Source organism: Marinobacter sp. (genome assembly GCF_033722735.1).
Taxonomy (GTDB): domain Bacteria; phylum Pseudomonadota; class Gammaproteobacteria; order Pseudomonadales; family Oleiphilaceae; genus Marinobacter.
In genome coordinates this window covers 250,592-269,883 of record NZ_JAWVYN010000001.1, presented here as the reverse complement: position 1 = coordinate 269,883, position 19,292 = coordinate 250,592, and the positions used below count along the sequence as shown (strand labels likewise).

Sequence of the window (19,292 nt, the reverse complement as noted above, 5' to 3'; positions counted from 1 at the left end):
AATAGAGAGACTAGGAACTGGCAGCGGACACCCCCGTGCCCGCTGCCCCAGCGGGAACTGATCAGTCGATCAGCCCCACTTCCTTGTAGTACTTCAGGGCCCCCGGGTGCAGCGGAGCACTCAGGGCGTCACTGACCATCTCTTCTTTCTGCAGGTTCGCAAAGGCAGGATGCAGACGCTTGAAGCTGTCAAAGTTCTCGAAGACCGCCTTCACCACTTCATAGACCACGTCATCCGGCACATCCGTGGAGGTCACGAAGGTCGCAGCCACACCAAAGGTGGTGACATCTTCGTCATTGCCGCGGTACATGCCGCCGGGAATGGTGGCTACCCGATAGTACGGGTTATCGTCCACCAGCTCCTGGGTGGCCTCGTTATCCACGTTGACCAGGACGCTGTCACAGGATGTGGTGGCTTCCTTGATCGCCCCGGAAGGGTGGCCAACGGTGTAGAAGAACGCGTCAATGTTGCCATCACACAGCGCCTGGGACTGTTCGGCAGCCTTCAGCTCGGCGGCCAGGGAGAATTTGTCCAACCCCCACCCCATGGCTTCCATCAGGACTTCGGCGGTGGCACGCTGACCGGACCCGGGGTTGCCAACGGACACCCGCTTGCCCGCCAGGTCTTCAAAGCTGCCGATGTTGGAGCCCTTGCTGGCCACCACGGTGAACGGCTCCGGGTGCAGTGAAAAGACGGCCCGCAGATCCTTGTTGGCACCGTCTTCCTCGAAGGTGCTGGACCCGTTGTAAGCGTGATACTGCCAGTCAGACTGGGCCACCGCCAGGTCCAGCTCCCCCTGACGGATGGCGTTGAGGTTGTAGACGGAGCCACCGGTGCTTTCAACGGAACAACGGATGCCGTGCTCTTTACGATCCATGTTCACCAAACGGCAGATAGCGCCACCCGCGGGGTAGTACACGCCGGTTACCCCACCGGTACCAATGGTCACGAACCGCTGTTCCGCAGCACTGGCCGTCATCGAAGCCGCACTGATCCCAACAGCAGCTGCCATTGCGATTGCTGAGAAATTCTTTCGAAGTGCCATGAGCTCATCCTTTTTCTTCATCATTATCAACAACTACCTACAATGCGCTGCAGGCAGAATTCCTGCTACGTCTTAGAACATAGCCCAGTTTTTTCAGTAAATAAAGGAACAATTCCACAGCTAACCGGTTGAGCAGACAACAAAAAAGCCCGTCGAGACGGGCTTTTTTGTTGTCGGTTAGGGGCTACGACTTCGCCCGGGCTTTCTCCAACATGCGCTGGGGACGCAGGAGGAAACGAGCCAATGCCGGCAACAGCCAGATGGCCCCCACCATGTTCCACAGGAACATGAAGAACAGCAGGAAGCCCATATCCGCCTGGAACTTGATGGGCGAGAAAATCCAGGTGACCACCCCGATGCCCAGCGTGATACCGGTGAAGATAACCGCCTTACCGGTGGAACGCAGCGTTTCGTAGTAGGCCTCTTGCAGCGGCTTGCCTTCCAGCAGGAACTTCTCCAGCTTGGTGTAGATGTAGATGCCGTAGTCGACACCGATACCCACACCCAAGGCAATCACCGGCAGAGTCGCCACTTTGATGCCGATTCCGGACACCGCCATGATGGCCTCACACAGGATAGAGGTCAGCCCCAGTGGTACCACGATGCACAGCACCGCGCGAATGGAACGGAACGTCAGGAAGCACAGCAAACTGACCACACCGTACACAAACGCCAGCATCATGTTCTTGGCTTTGGAGATCACCTCATTGGTGGCCGCCTCGACACCGGCGTTACCGGCTGCCAGCAGGAAGTTGTGCTCGTCGTTACTGTTCTCGGCAGCGAACGCCTCAACCGCAGCCACCACCGTCTTCAGGGTTTCGGCCTTGTGATCTTCCAGGAAGACCAGCACCGGCGTCAGGCTGCAATCGGTGTTGATCAGGCCGGACGGGGCGTCGCGAATGGAGGCGTTGATGATGGTCTGGTTGCGGGAGATCTCGTACCACTTCCAGTTCCCCTCGTTCAGGGCCTTGGTCACGATCTTGGAAACGTCCGCCAGGGAAACGGAGGACTGCACACCCGGCGTATTCTCCAACTCCCACTGCAGGGCATCCATCGCCCGCAGCACGTTGTACTGGGTACACTGCTCGGCCGGCGTCTTGACCATCACCACCAACACATCGGCACTGGTGGAGTAGTTGTTGATGATGTAGGCGTTGTCCTGGTTGTAGACCGAGTCCTTACGCAGCTCCGGCGCACCCTGGTCCAGGTCCCCAACTTTCAGTCCCTGCTTGTAGTAGACCCCGATACCCAGACCCAGGACAGCGATCAGCAGCGAGACCGGCGCCACGCTCGGGTGGGCAAAGTAGGACATGACCCGCCACTTGCGATCCTGCTTCGGACCATGGTTCTGGACATGACGGATGCCGCCCTTGGTGATGCCGATGTAAGACATGATCAACGGGTGAAGCACCAGGTTGGTGATAATGACGATGGCCACACCCAGGCCGGCGGCCACGGCCAGGTCCTTGATCACATCCACTTCAATGAACAACAGTGTGAGGAAGCCGAAGGCGTCGGAAATCAACGCCAGCATGCCGGGGATATACAGGGCCCGGAAGGCCAGGCGGGCTGCGGTGATCGGGTCAAAGCCCTTGGCGGCTTCGAGCGCCATGGCGTTGACCACCTGCACCCCGTGACTGATCCCGATGGCGAACACCAGGAAGGGCACCAAAACAGAGTATGGGTCCAGCCCGTAGCCCAGCAGGCGCAGGGCCCCCAGCTGCCAGAACACCGCCACGATGGAGGCAAACACGGGTACCAGGGTGCCAGAGACACAGCGGGAGTAGCCAAACAGCAGCAGGGTTGTCAGCACAATGGTAATGCCGGCAAACCAGGCGATGGAACCGATGCCTTCAATCAGGTCCCCCACCTTCTTTGCGAAACCGACAATGTGAATCTCGATGTTCGGATTCTGTTGCTCGTACTTGTCGCGAATCTTCTCCTCTAGCTCCCGGGAGAAAGTCGCGTAGTTCAGGGGTTCCCCGGTGTCCGGGTTCTTCTCGTACAACGGTGCATAGACGATGGTGGAGCGGAAGTTATCCGACACCAGCCGGCCGACTTCGTTGGAGCGCAGCACATTCTGACGCAGCTCCTCGAGACTCTCGGGCGAGCCGTCATAGCCGTCAGGGATGACCTTGCCGCCCTGGAAGCCCTGCTCGGTGACCTCCACCCAGCGGACATTGGGCGTCCACAGCGACTTGAGGCCGGAGCGGTCGACCCCATTGAGGTAGAACACCTCGTCGGTGATCTGCTTCAGGGTCTCCATGTACTCTTTGTCGAAAATATCCCCTTCCTTGGCCTCCACCGCGATGCGAACGAAGTTGCCCAGGTTTTCCAGGTCGTCTCGATGATCGAGCATGTTGACAATGTAGGGATGTTCCAACGGAATCATCCGCTCGAAACTGGCATCCGGTTGGATCTTGATGGCGTTGTAGCCAAGAAAAAGCGTCAGGATCAGAAAGCCAAACAGGATAACGGCACGGTTGTTAAAAATCAGCCGCTCCAGGAATGGCTCCGCTTTTGGCGTCGTCAGGTAATGCTCGCCCTTGTCATGCTTCGGGTTCGCCATTAAATAAGCCCCTCTTCAATTCGTTCTGTTATGCCACACCAGGGCGTGGTTATAGATTCTTGCCGTTCGCATCGGCGCGCTCGACGCCGCCCTCCCCCATCAGCAGGAGGCGGGTATCGGAGACCGGGACAACGCTCATGACGCCTTCACGGTCTCTCCGGAAATACTCGCGGAAGCTCTCGGCGCGATTGGTGCTGACCAGCACTGCGCCACCATTACCCACCAGGGTGATTCGGCCATCCTCGGCGACAGCGCCATCATTCAGCGTGGCCGTGGCATCGCTGGGGACCATCTTCCAGCTTTTGCCCAGATCTGTTGAGAGGAACACATTGCCCCGCAGTCCGAAGACCAGGATCTCATTGACATGACCGGTCCCGATCACGCCAAACAGGGAACCGTCATAGGGGCTGTCACGCAGCTCCCAGGTTTCGCCGTTATCGACGGAGACGTGGATCTGGCCGGCTTCGCCAACGATCGCCAGGGCGCCACCGGTTACGCTGGTAATGGCGTTGAGGTGGTAGCCCGTGGGGTTGTTCAGACGACCGGACCAGTCCTGCCAGGTGTCACCGCCATCCTGGGTGCGCAGGATCATGCCGTAGGCTCCCACCACGAAACCGTGCTGCGGATTTTCAAACCACACGTCCAGGAGCGGGTTGACCGGACCCACTTCCAGATCAGAGCGCATGTTTTCCAGGGAGAAAAACAGGTCATCCAGCGCCCATTCGAGATCAGCCTTCTGTTCCTCGGGCGCCTGCTCGATCCGTTCTTCCAGTTCGGCTACCCGCTCTTCCTTGCCGGCAATGGCCAACTTTGCAGCCTGAATTCCGTCCAACTGCAGGGACCAGGACTCAGCGCCATCTTCCGTGTGCAGCACCACGCCGCTGTGACCGACTGCCCAGCCCTCGTTGTCGGTGGGAAAGTGGACACCGGTCAGTGTGACCGATACCGGGACCTGGCCCTGAGTCCAGCTCTCCCCTTCGTTGTCGGAGAAGATGATATGGCCGCGTTCGCCCACCGCCACGATACGGTCGCCTGCACGGGCTGCATCCGTCAGCAATTGAGAGGGAGCCAGCCTGGTTTCCCGGGCCGGCGTTTCAATAATGTCCGCAAGGGCAAAAGCCGCAGGGGGCGCGAAGGCCATGGCCATGCCAAGGCAAGCGGACCCCAGGGTCTTGCACGTCAACCGTGTAGCCATTCAGTGTGCCTATTGAGTTGAAAAGTGTCTCATTTATTGGCTCAACGCTGAGCCGCTTATCACAAAAGTAGACCGGCAGTCTTGCAGCTGCCGGTTTTTTATCTACGCCCACAGGCCAGTTGGCTGTTGGCGCCCTCCCTATCGCACGCTACGACGACGCAAGGAGGCGGGAGAGAAGTAACGACGGTTAGGTACGTCGTTGGTGAATTCACGGGTACCGGGCTCCTCGGTGTCCAGCCCCAGAACGTGGTAACGACGGGCCTGCAGATCATGGTAGACATCCAGCGCTGTCCAGACACCCGGAAGCTCGTAGTAGTTCTTGGCCATGCCCATGGTGACCCGCCACAGCTCGCCACGACCGTCGTACTGGTCCACCAGCAGGGTGTTCCAGCTGTCGGCCTCGACATAGAAACGGCGCTTGGCGTAAATATGCCGCGCTCCGTCCTTCAGGGTGGCCTCCACCACATGCACCCGGTGCAGTTCCCAGCGGGTCAGGTCCGGATTGAGGTGGGACACGCCCAGAATCTCCGAGTACTTGGTACCTTCCTCGCTCAGGAGATAGTTGTTGTACGGCACGTAGATTTCCCGCATGCCCTCGTAGCGCCAGTTGTAACGGTCCAGGGCGCCGTTGAAGATGTCGGTGTCATCGGCGGTGCGCAGATTGTCCGCCGCGGCAATCGGCGAGTCGTAGCCCAGGTTCGGCGCCCGACGCACCCGTCGCTGCCCGGCGTTATAACCCCAGCCATTGCGCGGATTGATGATCTGGTTCAGGGTCTCGTGTATCAGGATGGCGCCACCCGCCAGCCGGGGCGGCGACTGGGTGAAGGACAGGTAGTAGAAGATGACGTTGTCCAGATCCTCTTCCCCACCTTCAGGGTTGTAAAAGTTGAAGAATGCCTCCTGTTGCGAGGTCACCAGGGAGTAATCCCCATTGGACTGCACGGCCACCTCACTGGCCCGTCGGGTAACGGAGACGCCACGCCAGCGGGTGAGGTGATTCCAGATCACCTGCCAGGCCTTCTGCTCGCTGTCGCCACTGAGGATCGGGAAAGGATAACCGCCAAAGGCGCCATCCAGGCCTTCCCCCTCGCCCACAATGCGGGCATTGACGGCGTTCTTCCGGATGTTCTCCGCCACCCAATCCGGCACGGCGTGGGTTCGGCGGGTGACGTAAACCGGCAGCCGGAAGGTGGTGGGGTAGGTGTCCAGCATGGCCTTGACGCCATCGGTCAGGTGATCGGCGTACAGGTCGGCATTGCTGGCACTGATGGTAAACAGGGGCTCATCGTCGGGAAACGGGTTGATATGGTGCTGCCCGGATCCTTCGTAGCCGGCCGGCGGCGTGGTCAGTCCGCCGGTCCACTCGGGGATGGTGCCAGCGGCGTTGCCGGCTTTCTCAGAACCAAAAGGAGTCAGATCTCTGCCAAGACGGGCGGCTTCGCTCGAGGAAACCGCCCCAAAGGCGGGCGCAGCCGCCATGGACAGCGCAAACAGGCCGCCCAGAAGCACATTCTTGTTATATCTCATTGTTATGAACCTTAGCTGTGTCCGAAAGCCATGCTGGCAACGTCTTATAGGTTTTATTAGAAGCTAACAGGGTAACCCATTGCCCTCATGAGTCCATCGACCGAAAGTGCGATTTTATGCCCCAATTGTCACTCCCCCGCCAAACTCTTGTGGACCACCTCGTAGACATCCCTGGACAGGCCAACCTTGTCCCTCACCGTCCCCAGAGCCTGCTTCATGGCATCCGCATAGCCAGGAGCAAACTTGCGCCAACGGGTCAGCGGCGTGACCAGACGGGCGGCGATCTGGGGGTTCAGGTCGTCCAATTGGCAAACCTGTTCCGCCAGGAACCGATACCCCTCACCATCCGGTCGGTGAAACTCGGACAAATTTTGGCCGGCATACACGCCAATAACGCTGCGAACCTTGTTTGGGTTCCGTAAATCGAAGGCCGGATGTGCCATCAGAGCCCGAATCTGGTCCAGGGAACCTGCCTGGGGGCTGGCCGCCTGTACCGAGAACCACTGCTCCACAACCTGGGGATCCTGTTGCCAACGCTGGTAAAAATCCGCCAGCACCTGGGTCCGCGCCTCGGCAAAATCCGAGTTCACCAACGCCCGCAATGCTCCCAGGCAGTCGGTCATGTTGCCGGCATCCCGGAACTGGCTCAGGGCTAGCTGACAGCCCTCCTGGTCGTTGATCTGCAGCAGCCAGGCCAATGCGGTATTGCGCAGACTGCGGCGGGCTATGGCTGTGGAATTCAACTGGTAAGGGCCGCTGTCACTGTTGCGCTGGTAACAGGCCAGCAGCTCATCGCGCAGTGCATCAGCCAGGTGTTCCAGCACTCGCTTGCGGGCTCCGTGAATGGCCTGGACATCCGGCTGTGCCGACAACTCAATCAGGTAGGCTTCGGAGGGCAGCTGCAGCATTTTTGCGACCAGGGCCTGATCCAACCCGGTGTCCGCCAGCAGGTTGCGATAGGCCGTCAGCAACCGCTGATCGATCTCCGCCTCCGGGTTATCGACCAACTCCTGAATGATGTCCACCGCCAGCCGCTGGCCCGCATCCCAACGATTGAATCCGTCACTGTCCCCGGAAATCAGGAACATCAGTTGATCGCGGGTCCAGGGATAGTCCACCAATACGGGGGCCGAGAGTCCGCGGAGCAGAGACGGGGTTGGTTGTTCAGCGATGCCATGAAACTCGAACTGATGCTCAGCTTCGGTCAGCTCCAGTACCCGCTCTGTTGGCGCATTGGCTTCCTCAGCGGACAACCGCAGTGGCAGTGGCACTCCCTGGCCATCCAGCAGGCCCAGGGTAAAGGGGATGTGCTGGGGCTGCTTGCCACTCTGCCCCGGAGTATCGGGAATCGTCTGGGTAATGGTCAGGCGGCACACCTGACTGCTGGCATCGTAGTCGTCGCGTACGGAGACCACCGGCGTACCGGCCTGCTCATACCACAACCGGAACTGACTGAGATCGCGCCCGCTGGCATCCTCCATTGCCTTCACGAAGTCGTCCGTCGTCACCGCCTGACCGTCATGGCGCTCGAAGTACAGATCGCTGCCCTTGCGGAACAGCTCCGGCCCCAGCAGGGTGTGGATCATCCGCACCACTTCCGCGCCCTTCTCGTAGATGGTCAGGGTGTAGAAATTGGAGATCTCCATATAGGACGCCGGGCGTACCGGGTGAGCCATGGGCCCCGCATCCTCGGCAAACTGGGAAGTGCGCAGCAGGGTCGCGTCCTCAATCCGTTTCACCGTCGGCGAGCCCATATCCGCCGTGAACTCGGCGTCGCGGAACACCGTGAAGCCCTCCTTGAGACTGAGCTGGAACCAGTCCCGACAAGTGACCCGGTTACCGGACCAGTTGTGGAAGTATTCGTGGGCCACGATCGCCTCGATACGCTGGAAGGCCGTGTCCGTGGCCGTGTCCGGGCTGGCCAGCACACAGGACGAGTTGAAGATGTTCAGGCCCTTGTTCTCCATGGCCCCCATGTTGAAGTCGTCCACCGCCACGATCATGAAAATGTCCAGGTCATACTCACGGCCATAGACCTCTTCGTCCCACCGCATCGCCCGCTTCAGCGACTCCATGGCGTGGTCGCATTTGGCGGCGTTGCGCGGCTCCACATAGATGCGCAGGTCGATGTCACGGCCGGAACAGGTGGTGAAGCGGTCATTCTTCTGCACCAGGTCACCGGCCACCAGGGCGAACAGGTAACTGGGTTTGGGAAACGGATCTTCCCAGGTCACGAAATGCCGGCCGTCAGCCAAATCTCCGCGCTCAACGTCGTTGCCGTTGGACAACAGGATCGGATAACGGCTCTTGTCGGCCTCAATCCGGGTGCGGTACCGGGCCATCACGTCCGGCCGGTCCGGGAAGAAGGTGATACAGCGGAAGCCTTCGGCTTCACACTGGGTGCAGAACATGCCGGAGGATTTGTACAGACCTTCCAGACGTGTGTTGTTCTGGGGTTCGATCCAGGTCACCACAGCCAGCTTGAAGCGGTCCGGCACGCCGGGCACCACCAGCCGGTCCCCAAGGTCCTCATAGGCATCGTCGGCCAACGGCTGGCCGTCGAGCCGGACACCCTCCAGACGCAGGCTGTCGCCATCCAACTCCAGGGCATCAACGTGCTCGGGGTAGTCCGGGTTGCGCCGCACCGACAGGGTACTGTGGACACGGGCGCCCTCCTCGAACAGCTCAAACCGCAGATCGACGTGATCCACCAGAAAAGCCGGTACCCGATACTCGCTCAGGTAAATGGTCCGTGGCTGATTTGTGCGCATGACAGTCTCCAGAAGACAGGTGCGGCAGCTGACCCACCGCACGGATAACAGGGGGACACCACCGGCTCAGTCGATCAGGAGAGCACCTGGAACCGAACTTCGTAGGCGGTGAACTTACGAATATTGATCACGCCGGTGTCCAACATCAGGTACTGGCCCTTGATGCCTTGCAGCACACCGCTGACCGTGGGCGTTTTGTCAAGGTTATGGCTTTTTACCTTGTCCGGCCAGACTTCCACTGGATAACTGAGACTCAGGCCGGATTCATCCACTTCACGGATGGCCGATTCACCATGGGCCTTGCGCAACTCGTCCAGCTCCCGGCGAATGGCATCGAGCAACCGGTCCCGCTCGGCAACCAGATCGACGTCTGGGACGTCACCCTTGAGCATCGCCCGCCAGTTGGTGCGATCGGCCACGTGCTGCTTGCAGATCACTTCGACAAACCCGGCCAGTTGCCGGGTCGCCACCCGCACCATCGGCACCGCCTCCACCGCTCCCTGATCGATCCAGCGGGTGGGGATTTGCGAGGCCCGGGTGATGCCCACCTTGAGGCCGGAAGAGTTGGCCAGGTAGACCACATGCTCGATCATGCAATGGGTCTCGCCCCACTCCGGCTCCCGGCAGGTGCCCTCATGGTAGTGGCATTTTTCCGGGCTGACGATGCAACTGTCACAGGCCGCCAGCTTGCGGAAACAGGGATAACAGTAGCCCTGCCCGAAACTCTTTTTGGTCTTGCGATCGCAGTGGATGCAACGGATCACGCCCTCGAAATCAATCCGTATCGGGTGGCCAATCAGATCGTTCAGCGGCAATCGGGTGTCGCCCACTTTCAGGGTGTAGTCAATCGGCTGGCCCGGTTCGGCGGGCATCTTGCGCAGCCGGCCGGTCACATCAACGACAGCAGTCACGCCACACCTCAGTTCAAAATGCGAATCGGGGATTCATCGCTGTCCGGGCCGCAGCTGCTGCCGTCGCTCCTGGTGCGGTCGATATAACCCACCCGGTCGGTTTCCGGCACGTCGTGGGTATTCTCGTAGTAGATGACCGCCTCCATGCAGGTGGCCCGCTGCTCCTTTGTCAACACCCGGCCGTCCGGCCACTTCCCCAGTTCCACGGCCTGGCGCAGGCTGCGGTACATCGCTGGGTCCATTCGTGCAATCAAGTCTTCGTAAGTCATCTCATTTTCCTGCTCGATCTCGATTTCTTTCACAAAAACCGAAATAGGGGTTGACCAACCTAAATGATAACAATTATCATTATCTCACCAAATGACAACGGTCGTTAGCATTTGGTCTCTCTCATCAGGAGCTAATACAGCTCATTTATGCCCCACCCCTTGGTGGGGCTTTTTTTTGCACCCATCTCCGGCATAACCTCAAACCCGGCGCTGTCGCCTCGGCGGCCAAAGTCCGGCCATCGCCAGCCCCGCGACAAACCCGCCAAGGTGCGCCTCGTTCGCCATACGTCCGAGCCCCACCCACTCGGTAAACGGGGTAAAGCCAATCAGCATCCAGACCACCGCCACCACAATCAGCGCCGGCGGAAACTGGAACCGGGGCAACCGCTGCTGACTGAGCCAGCAATAGCCCAACACGCCATAGACCACGCCAGAGAGCCCGCCAAACAACGGGCCGGTACTGAAATACTGCAGTGTATTGGAGATCAGGCTGGTAAACACGAAGAGCGCAACGATCCGCGCCCGGCCATCGAACCACTCCACCTGGCTGCCCAGGAACCAGAGCATCACCGAGTTAAAGATGATGTGAGGCCAGCTGAAATGCAGGAAATCCGGCGTGAAAAGACGCCAGACCTGGCCCGCCATCAGCGTATCCGACAGGGCGGCAATGCGTTCCGCCAGGGTGCTCCAGTCATACAACCGGGGATCGACAATCATCAGCGACGCGGACAGCAGGCTGGAACCCAGCCCGGTTGCCCAGGCCAGCAGCACCGCAATCACGATGATCGACAGCACCACCGGCGCGTGCCTTGGCGACGGCTGCCAGCGCCCTTCCCGGAACACCGGCGCACTGCCCTGCTGGTTGATACGGTCACGCATATGGGGCTCGCTCAGGAACTGGTTGAGGGCTTCCAGCACCGGCTCGGTGTAATCCGGATTTTCCAGCCAGAGCACCTGGAAGTTCCCCTCCGCGGTGATGCGGTGATTGACCCCCTGTTGCCGTAACCACTGACTGAAACCGGCCAGATTGACATCGCTTTCAAGCTGTTTGATCCGGTACAAAATTACCTCGCGACACTGTCTTCGGTGTGGGGATCGTCGGTCTGCTCCGGCTTTTCCACTTCCACGTAGACAAACTTGTCCTTCGACAGTTCGCGTTCGTCGTCCATCCGGTACGCCACCAGCTTGCCGTATTTAACCGCACTGTAATCCAGGCAGGCCACATTGGGGGTAATGGGGGCAGGCTCGCCCTCCATCCAGTAATGGCCAACAAATACCGGCGGCTCGCTGTTCGGGTACTGGATCAGTTGCTTCAGCTCCCCCGGGGTCAGCTCTCGGGCAGCCACTTCCGGCGGCAACGGGTCGGGCTGAAACACCACATCCTGGTAGGTGCGTGGGTTATTCGCCCAGAACTTGGTACGGAAGAACTCCCGCACGTATCCGTCCTTGCCGGTGATCGATACGCCTTCCGGCAGGCGCAGGTCCGTGCCCCGCAGCAAGGTATCCATCACCTGGCCGGCGAATGACTCGATGGCGGACGAGGCGTGCAGGAAATCATCGTCGATGCAGGCGCCGCCCTGGCTTTCCTTGAACTGACGAATCAGCCGGTCGTCCCAGCAGGCGTGCACCACCCGGAAGTGCTCTTCTTCGATAAACAGCGGCAGGGTATAGAACCACTCCAGGAACTCGTTCCACTCCTGGGGATAATGCTCGAACTGGTCCAGGGTCTCGCGAATCAGCCGGTCATGGCGGGGGTTGTGCTCCCGCAGCCATTTCCTGCCGCTTCCCGGACGGGCGCGGGTGCAGTAGCCCAGGGCGTTGTATTCATGATTGCCCATGACAATGCGCGCCGACCCATGCTCCACCATGTCCCGAACCAGATGCAGAGCCTCCCGGATGCGCGGACCCCGGTCCACGATGTCGCCGAGGAAGATGGCCTGACGCCGGGGGTGCTCGTACACCCCGTTGACTTTCCGGTAGCCCATCTGTTCAAGCAACCGGATCAGGGTATGGGCGCATCCATGCACATCACCGATGATGTCGTATCCCCGACTTGCGGGGGTGTGTCGTGCAACCATGGTTAACTCGCAGCTATCTCGCTTGCCCAGCCCAGTTTGTCTCGGCATGTGGCGTAGAAGTTATGGTCCGTCGGATGAATCAGGCGGATCTTGAAGGGTTTCTTGGTAATCCGGATGATGTCCCCCGGTGCACACGCAATGTTGGTCTGGCCGTCAAAGCTGACCTGGGGATAGGCCTCGTTGGTTTCCCCGATGACCAGCTTGATCTCGCTCTTGCCGTCGACCACGATGGGCCGGCTACTGAGGGTATGGGGGAACATCGGCACCAGCACAATGGCATCCAGCTTCGGGTGCATGATGGGACCGCCCGCGGAGAGGGAATACGCCGTCGAGCCGGTGGGGGTCGCGACAATCAGACCATCGGACCGCTGACTGTAGACAAAGTGGCCATCGATGAACAGATCGAACCCAATCATCCGGGTCGATTTGCCCGGGTGCAGCACCACATCGTTCAACGCGGCGCCGAAGCCGAGGGACTGCCCTTTGCGTTCCACGCTGGCATCCAGCAGGAAGCGTTTTTCCTCAATATATTCGCCAGCCAGCACCTGGCTCAGGCGCTCCTCCAGGTCAGACGGCGAAATGTCGGTAAGAAAGCCCAGCCGCCCCCGGTTAACGCCCAGTAACGGAATATTGGATTTTGCCAGCTCACGGGCCGCGCCTAACAGGCTGCCATCGCCACCCACGACAATTACCAGGTCACAGATCTCACCAATCAGCTTCTTGCTGGCTACCTGAAGCCCATGCCCCGGCAGCATGCTGGCGGTGTCCTCCTCAATGATGACGTGATAGTTCTCTCTGATCAGATATTGCTTGAGCTGGCGCAGGGATTCGACAACCTTCACACTGCCCATCCGTCCGATCACGCCGATGTTTCTGAATTGGTCCATGTAACGTCCTGTGGGTGACATCGATTCCAGCCTCGGCGTCGAACGGAGGCTGCTGTTATCATCATCTTAACGAATATGCGGAGAATTCTGAAAACCGTCGCCTCCATCAACAGCGAGAGAGCCCGTTCAGCACCATGCCCCCCAGTAACGATCATTTCTGGCAAACCCCAGCCGTCCGCCATCTGGCCTGGTTGTGCGAGGCGCCGTCGCTGATTCGCCGCGGCCCGGTTTTCCATATCGGGGACTGGCTTCCTGACGATACGCCTGACCGGCTCAGGCAGCTGGATACCGAGCCAGAACCGCTGTTGCGCAAACTGGATAGCCAGCGCAGCCATCGCCTGGGCCACTACTTCGAGGAACTCTACCACTTCCTGTTGAGCGAGCTCCTGGGCTGGCCGGTTCTGCTGCGTAACCTGGCCATCCGCACCGGCCAGCGAAGGACGCTGGGAGAGTTGGATTTCCTTGTGCGCAACCCCCACACCGGCGCCCTCGAGCACCATGAAGTGGCCGTCAAATTCTACCTGGCCCACGGCCCTGGCAACAGCCTGCGCTGGTACGGTCCCAATGCCCGAGACCGGCTGGACCTCAAGGCCGAGCGAATGGTGCATCACCAGTGCACCATGACCGGACGCCCGGAAACCTTGGCCCAGCTGGGGGAACTCGGTTTCCGGGAACCGGTGACCCCCGCCCTGGTCATGCCGGGCACCCTGTTCTCACACCCCTCAGCGCCAGCGCCGCCCCTGCCCACCTGGGTGAACCCCGACCACGAACGCGGCTGCTGGCTGCATCACCATCAACTGGCCAATCTGGACACTTCCCTCTGGATGCCGTTGCACAAGCCCCACTGGCTGGGACGTTACCAGTCCCGGTCTGTGCCTGCCCCGGGCACGACGGAAGCCTCTCTGGCCGCCGTGGCCGAGACGGACCGGCCCACCCTGTTCGCACAGATGCAGGCGCGGCCAGACGGGATTGGATACACAGAAATCAACCGATGGTTTGTGGTGCCGGATTCCTGGCCGCAGGTACCCTGACGGCCTTGGGCACCGATTAACCCGCCGGCTGGTGGGATTCGCAGCGGTCATCGCGGCCGGGCTGGAACTCTGATGGCTGGCTGACCCTCATCACTGGCTGACCACAGAGTTCGCCGTTGCCATCCTGATGGCGGCAGACCGGGTTCTCATAGTGCGCCAGCCACTCCAGATAGGCGGGCTCGTTCATGCCGCACTTCTCTGCGGCATAGGCAGTGGGATTCTGGAAGTAGGTTTCAATGTCTTCAAACGGTAGCGTCATGTGCCCCATGCCGGCGTGATAGGCTACCAGGAACACCGACTGCTCCTGCAGATGCCGCATCACGGTATTCTCCGTCGGCTCGCGGTTGCGGAGCTCATGCAGCTCCTGCTCCAGCGCGACGATCTTCTCGTCCCGCATTTCCAGTTCTCGTTGCTTGCGCTCCAGCTGTTCGCTCAGCAACACGGCCTCGGCGCTCCGGGTCTGGGTGTCTTGCTCGGCCTCCTCACTGCTCTGGGTTACCTGCTCCTGGAGAATCAGGTACTGCTCATTCCGTTCCGCCAAACGCTTCTTGAGCTGCTCATTACTCAACCGAACCCGCTCGTGTTTCTGTTCCAGCTCCGCCAGCTCGTTGCGGACAGCCTGAAGCTCCAGCCGGTGTTCGCGGCGCATGTCCGACAAGGCATCCCGGTGAACGCTTTGCAGGGTCTTGATTCGCAGCCGGTGCTCCCGAATCAGCTGCGCCAGACGGGTCCGCTCGGCGCTCTTGTCCGCGGCGGCATGGGCTGGCGCCGGAGTCGCTGTCTCGGCCTGCAGGACCGGAATGGCCGCTTCCGCAACTTCCGGGGCCTGCTTCCGGAACTTCAAGGCATTCGCTTCAACCGCCTTGCGGATGGCATGGAAGTGATTCTGACCGGGTGACATGTCCGGGTCCCACAAGTCGTCCGCCACCCCCTCGACGGGACACTGGCTGCGACAGACCAAGCGAATGGGGCCACCGCCCAGATCCGGCCCCTTGGCTCCTTTTCTGGCCATATCTTCGATGGGGAGGTTCCAGTGGCTATCCGCCCGCCCCTCCTCGTCGAAATAAATGCGGAAAAACACCACGGCCTGAATCAGCAGATCAGGACTCAGCGTCAGGTAGACCGCTTTGACGTCGGTGTCGGCCAGGTCCGATAGCCCCACGTAGCCATCCAGAAAGGCACCAAACTCCGAATCCCGCATTTGCCGGGATACCTGAGTCCCATTCATAAAAAAGACAGCGGCATAGCCTTCACTTGCCTGGTCCGCAGACCCCATTGCTTACTCCCAAACGAATAGTCAACGCCGGTGCTCCACCGGTCCTCCATCATTGAACGCACAATTGCTAGGCACAGGACACGGGGCATGTCGAATTTTAACGGGCCGGTACCGCCTGGATTCGCCACCCCAGGGATGAAGGGCCATGCCAGGGCGGCACGCGGTTGGCACTTCGGATGCTCCTGTTGCGCTGCCCCCTATTCTGGCAGACAATCGGGAAGATGTTGCATCGGGAAAGTATTTTTTGGTAACCGAACCTGACAAAAAAACCCGGAAGGCACTGATGCAGCTTCCGGGCTTTCCAAGGGTAACGCCAATCGCCGGCGAGGATGTCAGATCGTCGCAGCCAGACGACTTCCCTGGTCAATTGCCCGCTTCGCGTCCAACTCCGCCGCCACATCGGCACCGCCAATCAGGTGAACCGGCACCCCGGCGTCCTGCAAGCCCTGCTGCAACTCCCGCAACGGCTCCTGGCCGGCGCAGATAACAATGGAGTCCACTTCAAGAACCCGATCTTCCCCCTGTTCGGCGCCCTTGGGTGTGACGGTGATATGCAATCCCTGGTCATCAATTTTGCGGTAGCTGACGCCGGGAATCATCTGCACATGGCGATGCTTGAGCGATGTCCGGTGAATCCAGCCGGTGGTCTTGCCCAACCCCTTGCCAACCTTGGAGGTTTTGCGCTGAAGTAGATAGATTTCCCGGGCGGGCTCCGGTAACTCCGGACTGACGCCCTTGATACCGCCCCGGGCCGACACGCTCAGATCCACGCCCCATTCCTTCATGAAATGGTCTGCATCCAGAGAGGCGGACGGCCCCTGATGCGCCAGAAACTCCGACACATCGAAACCGATGCCTCCGGCGCCAATCACCGCCACCTTATCGCCAACCGGTTTCCGCTCCAGCAGGACGTCCAGGTACCCTACGACCTTCGCATGGTCGATCCCCTCAATCTCCGGGGTTCTCGGAGATACGCCCGTCGCCAGTACCACCTCGTCGAAATCCCCGGCGACCAGGTCACTCACCCCAACCCGGGTATTTAGGCGAACATCGACGCCATGCTTGTCCAGCATGACCCGGAAATACCGCAGGGTTTCATGGAACTCTTCCTTGCCCGGGATCCGCTTGGCCACGTTGAACTGGCCACCAATCTCGGAACCGGCATCGAACAGCGTCACCCGGTGGCCTCGCTCCGCCGCCACCGTGGCAAACGCCAACCCCGCCGGGCCGGCTCCAACAACCGCCAATGACTTCGGCCGGGCTGTCTTGAGATAGACCAGCTCGGTCTCGTGGCAGGCCCGAGGGTTGACCAGACACGAGGTAAGCTTGCCCATGAAGGTGTGATCCAGACACGCCTGGTTACAGCCGATACAGGTATTGATCTCCCCTGCTCGATCTTCAGCTGCCTTGTTGACCAGCTCGGCATCCGCGAGGAAGGGGCGCGCCATGGACACCATATCAGCGTGCCCATCGGCCAGGATCTGCTCCGCGACGTCCGGCATGTTGATACGGTTGGTGGTTATCAGCGGTACGCTGACTTCCCCCCGAAGGCGTGCAGTTACTTCGCTGAAGGCACCACGGGGCACCGAGGTGGCAATCGTCGGGACTCGGGCCTCGTGCCAGCCGATCCCTGTGTTGATGATGGTCGCGCCAGCCTGCTCAATGGCCTTGGCCAGGTACACCACCTCATCCCACGTGCTGCCCTCTTCGATCAGATCCAACATGGACAGGCGGTAGATGATGATAAAGTTCTCACCCACCCGCTCCCGTACCCGGCGGACGATCTCCAGGGGCAGACGAATCCGGTTCTCATAGCTGCCACCCCAGCGGTCGGTTCGGTGGTTGGTGTGGGACACAATGAACTGGTTGATGAAGTACCCTTCCGAGCCCATGATCTCGACGCCGTCATAGCCGGCGCGTTGGGCGAGCTCGGCGCAGTTGACGTAGTCGGCAATCTGCTTCTCGATACCGGCCTCATCCAGCTCCTTGGGCGTAAGGGGATTGATGGGCGCCCGAATAGCCGATGGCGCCACCAGTGTCGGCGCGTAAGCGTAACGCCCGGCATGGAGGATCTGCATGCAAATCTTGCCCCCCGCCTGGTGGACGGCCTCGGTGATCATCCGGTGCTGATCGGACTCCTCCGGCGCCTCCATCTTGGCGGCGTGCTGGAACACCGCCCCCTCCTCATTGGGCGAGATGCCGCCCGTCACAATAAGGCCGACACCGCCTCGGGCACGCTCGCCGTAGAAGGCCGCCAATCGCTCGAAGCCGTTATCAGCCTCCTCAAGATTGGTGTGCATGGACCCCATCAGTACCCGGTTGCGCAGCTTGGTAAACCCCAAGTCCAAAGGCTCCAGCAGGTTGGGGTATCGGGTCAGTCCGGGTGTTGGCTTGGTCTCGCTCATCATTTCGTCTCCGAATCGGCAGCAAAGGCGTCAGTCGATTATCGTTGGTGATTAACGTGCCTAAACTATCCCCCGACCTTGCCACGCTCAATATCCCCAAATAACATTTTATTATCTTGAGCCAACTTGTCGGACAACATGCCCCCCACTCAACCCGATGCCAGACGCCGCAACACCCTGGGCGATATCAGCAGCCTTTACGTCACGGTACTGCTGCGAGCCGTGGAAGCGGAGGGGGCATCCACGGAGGGATTGCGGGAACGCTTCGGGCTGGGGGACACCCTGCTGTCCTCTCCGGACGCCCGCATCAGCATCCCACGGTACATGCGCCTCGGGCATGCCGCCATCGAACAGACGGACAATCCTGCACTGGGCCTGACAATAGGGGCAATGACCCGGGCCGTTGATGCTGGCAAAGCCGGCCTGGCCGCCGTCACAGCTGCCACCGCGAGCCAGGCCCTGGCAACGCTGATCCGCTTTTCCCTTCTCACCAGCCGCAACAGTCGTGGGCACCCCGCAATGGATGCTGCAACCGGGCGGGCCCGGTTCTACTCCATCCGTCCTTACAACACATTCAACTACTTTGTCGTGGATTCCATATTGGCCAGTTGGACTCAGCTGCTGCGGGAGTTAACAGGGGATAACCGGGTCTTGCAGCGGGTCACCATTGAATATCCGGCCCGCGGCCTGGAAGGGCACTTCGAGGACTGGTTCGACTGCCCGGTTCAATTTGGCGCCGAGGAGAATACACTGCAGCTGGCCCCGGGAATCGCCGACAAGGCACCCCAGCAGGCTCAACCCGCCGTCCACCGACAGCTGGTAACGGAGTGCTCGCAGATGCTCAAGCGCATCCGCGCAGGCTGGTCGATCAGGGAGCGGGTCAAGGAAAAGCTAGCGCCGATGCTGGAACGGGATCCGCCCAGACTGGAGACCATTGCGGCCGAGCTGGGCCTGGCGCCATGGACGCTGCAGAGGCAACTGGCGGAGGAAGGTTGCGGTTACCGACAACTGCTCGATGAAACCCGACGGGACCTGGCCTGGGACTACATTCGTGAAACCCATCTCTCGTTGGCCGAGATCGCCTGGCTGCTCGGGTTTTCGGGACCGGCGGCTTTTCATCGTGCCTATCGGCGCTGGTTTGGCATCAGCCCGGGTGAACACCGGCGCTCGGTGCGCCGACGACGCTAACCTCCAAACGGAGCAGATGACACTCCAGCCACCTACATTTCGGTCGCGTCGTCCGGCAGGTCGTCATCGTCGTACTCTTCGGAGCAAAGCGCTATCAGCTCTTCTTCGTAATCCAGCATTTCAGCAATCCTCGCCGTGTT

General features: G+C 60.3%; 14 protein-coding genes. 2 read left to right on the top strand and 12 right to left on the bottom strand.

Going from position 1 to position 19,292, the window contains the following annotated elements; all coding sequences use genetic code 11:
- Window positions 1-61: 61 nt before the first annotated feature.
- The 10 genes from R3175_RS01185 to R3175_RS01140 form a co-directional block, all read right to left on the bottom strand.
- Window positions 62-1,045 carry a TAXI family TRAP transporter solute-binding subunit gene (locus R3175_RS01185; protein ID WP_413231698.1) on the bottom strand — a complete coding sequence of 328 codons (984 nt, stop codon included), beginning with the start codon at window positions 1,043-1,045 and terminating at the stop codon, window positions 62-64.
- A 184-nt stretch (window positions 1,046-1,229) separates the two neighbouring features.
- Window positions 1,230-3,614, bottom strand: a complete 2,385-nt coding sequence (locus R3175_RS01180) for an efflux RND transporter permease subunit (RefSeq protein WP_318941722.1) — start codon at window positions 3,612-3,614, stop codon at window positions 1,230-1,232.
- A gap of 49 nt (window positions 3,615-3,663) precedes the next feature.
- Window positions 3,664-4,809 (bottom strand): WD40/YVTN/BNR-like repeat-containing protein, encoded by a 1,146-nt coding sequence (locus R3175_RS01175; RefSeq protein WP_318941720.1) that lies wholly within the window; start codon window positions 4,807-4,809, stop codon window positions 3,664-3,666.
- A gap of 138 nt (window positions 4,810-4,947) precedes the next feature.
- Window positions 4,948-6,336, bottom strand: a complete 1,389-nt coding sequence (locus R3175_RS01170) for a DUF1329 domain-containing protein (RefSeq protein ID WP_318941719.1) — start codon at window positions 6,334-6,336, stop codon at window positions 4,948-4,950.
- Window positions 6,337-6,464: 128 nt separating this feature from the next.
- Window positions 6,465-9,107, bottom strand: coding sequence for an aminopeptidase N (pepN, locus tag R3175_RS01165; RefSeq protein WP_318941718.1), 2,643 nt, complete (start codon window positions 9,105-9,107; stop codon window positions 6,465-6,467).
- Window positions 9,108-9,181: 74 nt separating this feature from the next.
- Window positions 9,182-9,979, bottom strand: coding sequence for a DUF2797 domain-containing protein (locus R3175_RS01160; protein WP_413231706.1), 798 nt, complete (start codon window positions 9,977-9,979; stop codon window positions 9,182-9,184).
- Window positions 9,980-10,026: 47 nt separating this feature from the next.
- Entirely contained in the window at window positions 10,027-10,287 is a 261-nt protein-coding gene (locus R3175_RS01155) for a YeaC family protein (protein ID WP_318941716.1), read from the bottom strand.
- Window positions 10,288-10,485: 198 nt separating this feature from the next.
- Window positions 10,486-11,349: a rhomboid family intramembrane serine protease gene (locus R3175_RS01150; protein WP_318941714.1), complete on the bottom strand. Its 864-nt coding sequence runs from the start codon at window positions 11,347-11,349 to the stop codon at window positions 10,486-10,488.
- Window positions 11,350-11,351: 2 nt separating this feature from the next.
- Window positions 11,352-12,365: a metallophosphoesterase gene (locus R3175_RS01145; protein ID WP_318941712.1), complete on the bottom strand. Its 1,014-nt coding sequence runs from the start codon at window positions 12,363-12,365 to the stop codon at window positions 11,352-11,354.
- A 2-nt stretch (window positions 12,366-12,367) separates the two neighbouring features.
- Entirely contained in the window at window positions 12,368-13,252 is an 885-nt protein-coding gene (locus tag R3175_RS01140; protein WP_318941710.1) for an NAD(+) kinase, read from the bottom strand.
- A gap of 134 nt (window positions 13,253-13,386) precedes the next feature.
- On the opposite strand from R3175_RS01140, the gene R3175_RS01135 reads away from it, so the two are divergent.
- Window positions 13,387-14,283, top strand: a complete 897-nt coding sequence (locus R3175_RS01135) for a DUF1853 family protein (RefSeq protein WP_318941708.1) — start codon at window positions 13,387-13,389, stop codon at window positions 14,281-14,283.
- A 16-nt stretch (window positions 14,284-14,299) separates the two neighbouring features.
- On the opposite strand, the gene R3175_RS01130 is transcribed toward R3175_RS01135, so the two are convergent.
- Both R3175_RS01130 and R3175_RS01125 read right to left on the bottom strand, forming a co-directional pair.
- Entirely contained in the window at window positions 14,300-15,484 is a 1,185-nt protein-coding gene (locus tag R3175_RS01130) for a DNA repair protein (RefSeq protein ID WP_318941706.1), read from the bottom strand.
- Between the two features lie 407 nt (window positions 15,485-15,891).
- Window positions 15,892-17,964 (bottom strand): NADPH-dependent 2,4-dienoyl-CoA reductase, encoded by a 2,073-nt coding sequence (locus R3175_RS01125; RefSeq protein ID WP_318941704.1) that lies wholly within the window; start codon window positions 17,962-17,964, stop codon window positions 15,892-15,894.
- Window positions 17,965-18,102: 138 nt separating this feature from the next.
- On the opposite strand from R3175_RS01125, the gene R3175_RS01120 reads away from it, so the two are divergent.
- Window positions 18,103-19,152 carry an AraC family transcriptional regulator gene (locus R3175_RS01120; RefSeq protein WP_318941703.1) on the top strand — a complete coding sequence of 350 codons (1,050 nt, stop codon included), beginning with the start codon at window positions 18,103-18,105 and terminating at the stop codon, window positions 19,150-19,152.
- Window positions 19,153-19,292: the final 140 nt, after the last annotated feature.

Bases quoted from the DNA above. Each gene is read 5' to 3' on its own strand.
- R3175_RS01175 (WP_318941720.1), bottom strand. From the start codon at position 4,809: ATGGCTACACGGTTGACGTGCAAGACCCTGGGGTCCGCTTGCCTTGGC.
- R3175_RS01125 (WP_318941704.1), bottom strand. From the start codon at position 17,964: ATGAGCGAGACCAAGCCAACACCCGGACTGACCCGATACCCCAACCTG.
- R3175_RS01180 (WP_318941722.1), bottom strand. From the start codon at position 3,614: ATGGCGAACCCGAAGCATGACAAGGGCGAGCATTACCTGACGACGCCA.
- R3175_RS01170 (WP_318941719.1), bottom strand. From the start codon at position 6,336: ATGAGATATAACAAGAATGTGCTTCTGGGCGGCCTGTTTGCGCTGTCC.
- R3175_RS01155 (WP_318941716.1), bottom strand. From the start codon at position 10,287: ATGACTTACGAAGACTTGATTGCACGAATGGACCCAGCGATGTACCGC.
- R3175_RS01160 (WP_413231706.1), bottom strand. From the start codon at position 9,979: ATGCCCGCCGAACCGGGCCAGCCGATTGACTACACCCTGAAAGTGGGC.
- R3175_RS01130 (WP_318941706.1), bottom strand. From the start codon at position 15,484: ATGCGGGATTCGGAGTTTGGTGCCTTTCTGGATGGCTACGTGGGGCTA.
- R3175_RS01185 (WP_413231698.1), bottom strand. From the start codon at position 1,045: ATGGCACTTCGAAAGAATTTCTCAGCAATCGCAATGGCAGCTGCTGTT.
- R3175_RS01120 (WP_318941703.1), top strand. From the start codon at position 18,103: ATGCCCCCCACTCAACCCGATGCCAGACGCCGCAACACCCTGGGCGAT.
- R3175_RS01140 (WP_318941710.1), bottom strand. From the start codon at position 13,252: ATGGACCAATTCAGAAACATCGGCGTGATCGGACGGATGGGCAGTGTG.
- R3175_RS01145 (WP_318941712.1), bottom strand. From the start codon at position 12,365: ATGGTTGCACGACACACCCCCGCAAGTCGGGGATACGACATCATCGGT.
- R3175_RS01135 (WP_318941708.1), top strand. From the start codon at position 13,387: ATGCCCCCCAGTAACGATCATTTCTGGCAAACCCCAGCCGTCCGCCAT.
- pepN (WP_318941718.1), bottom strand. From the start codon at position 9,107: ATGCGCACAAATCAGCCACGGACCATTTACCTGAGCGAGTATCGGGTA.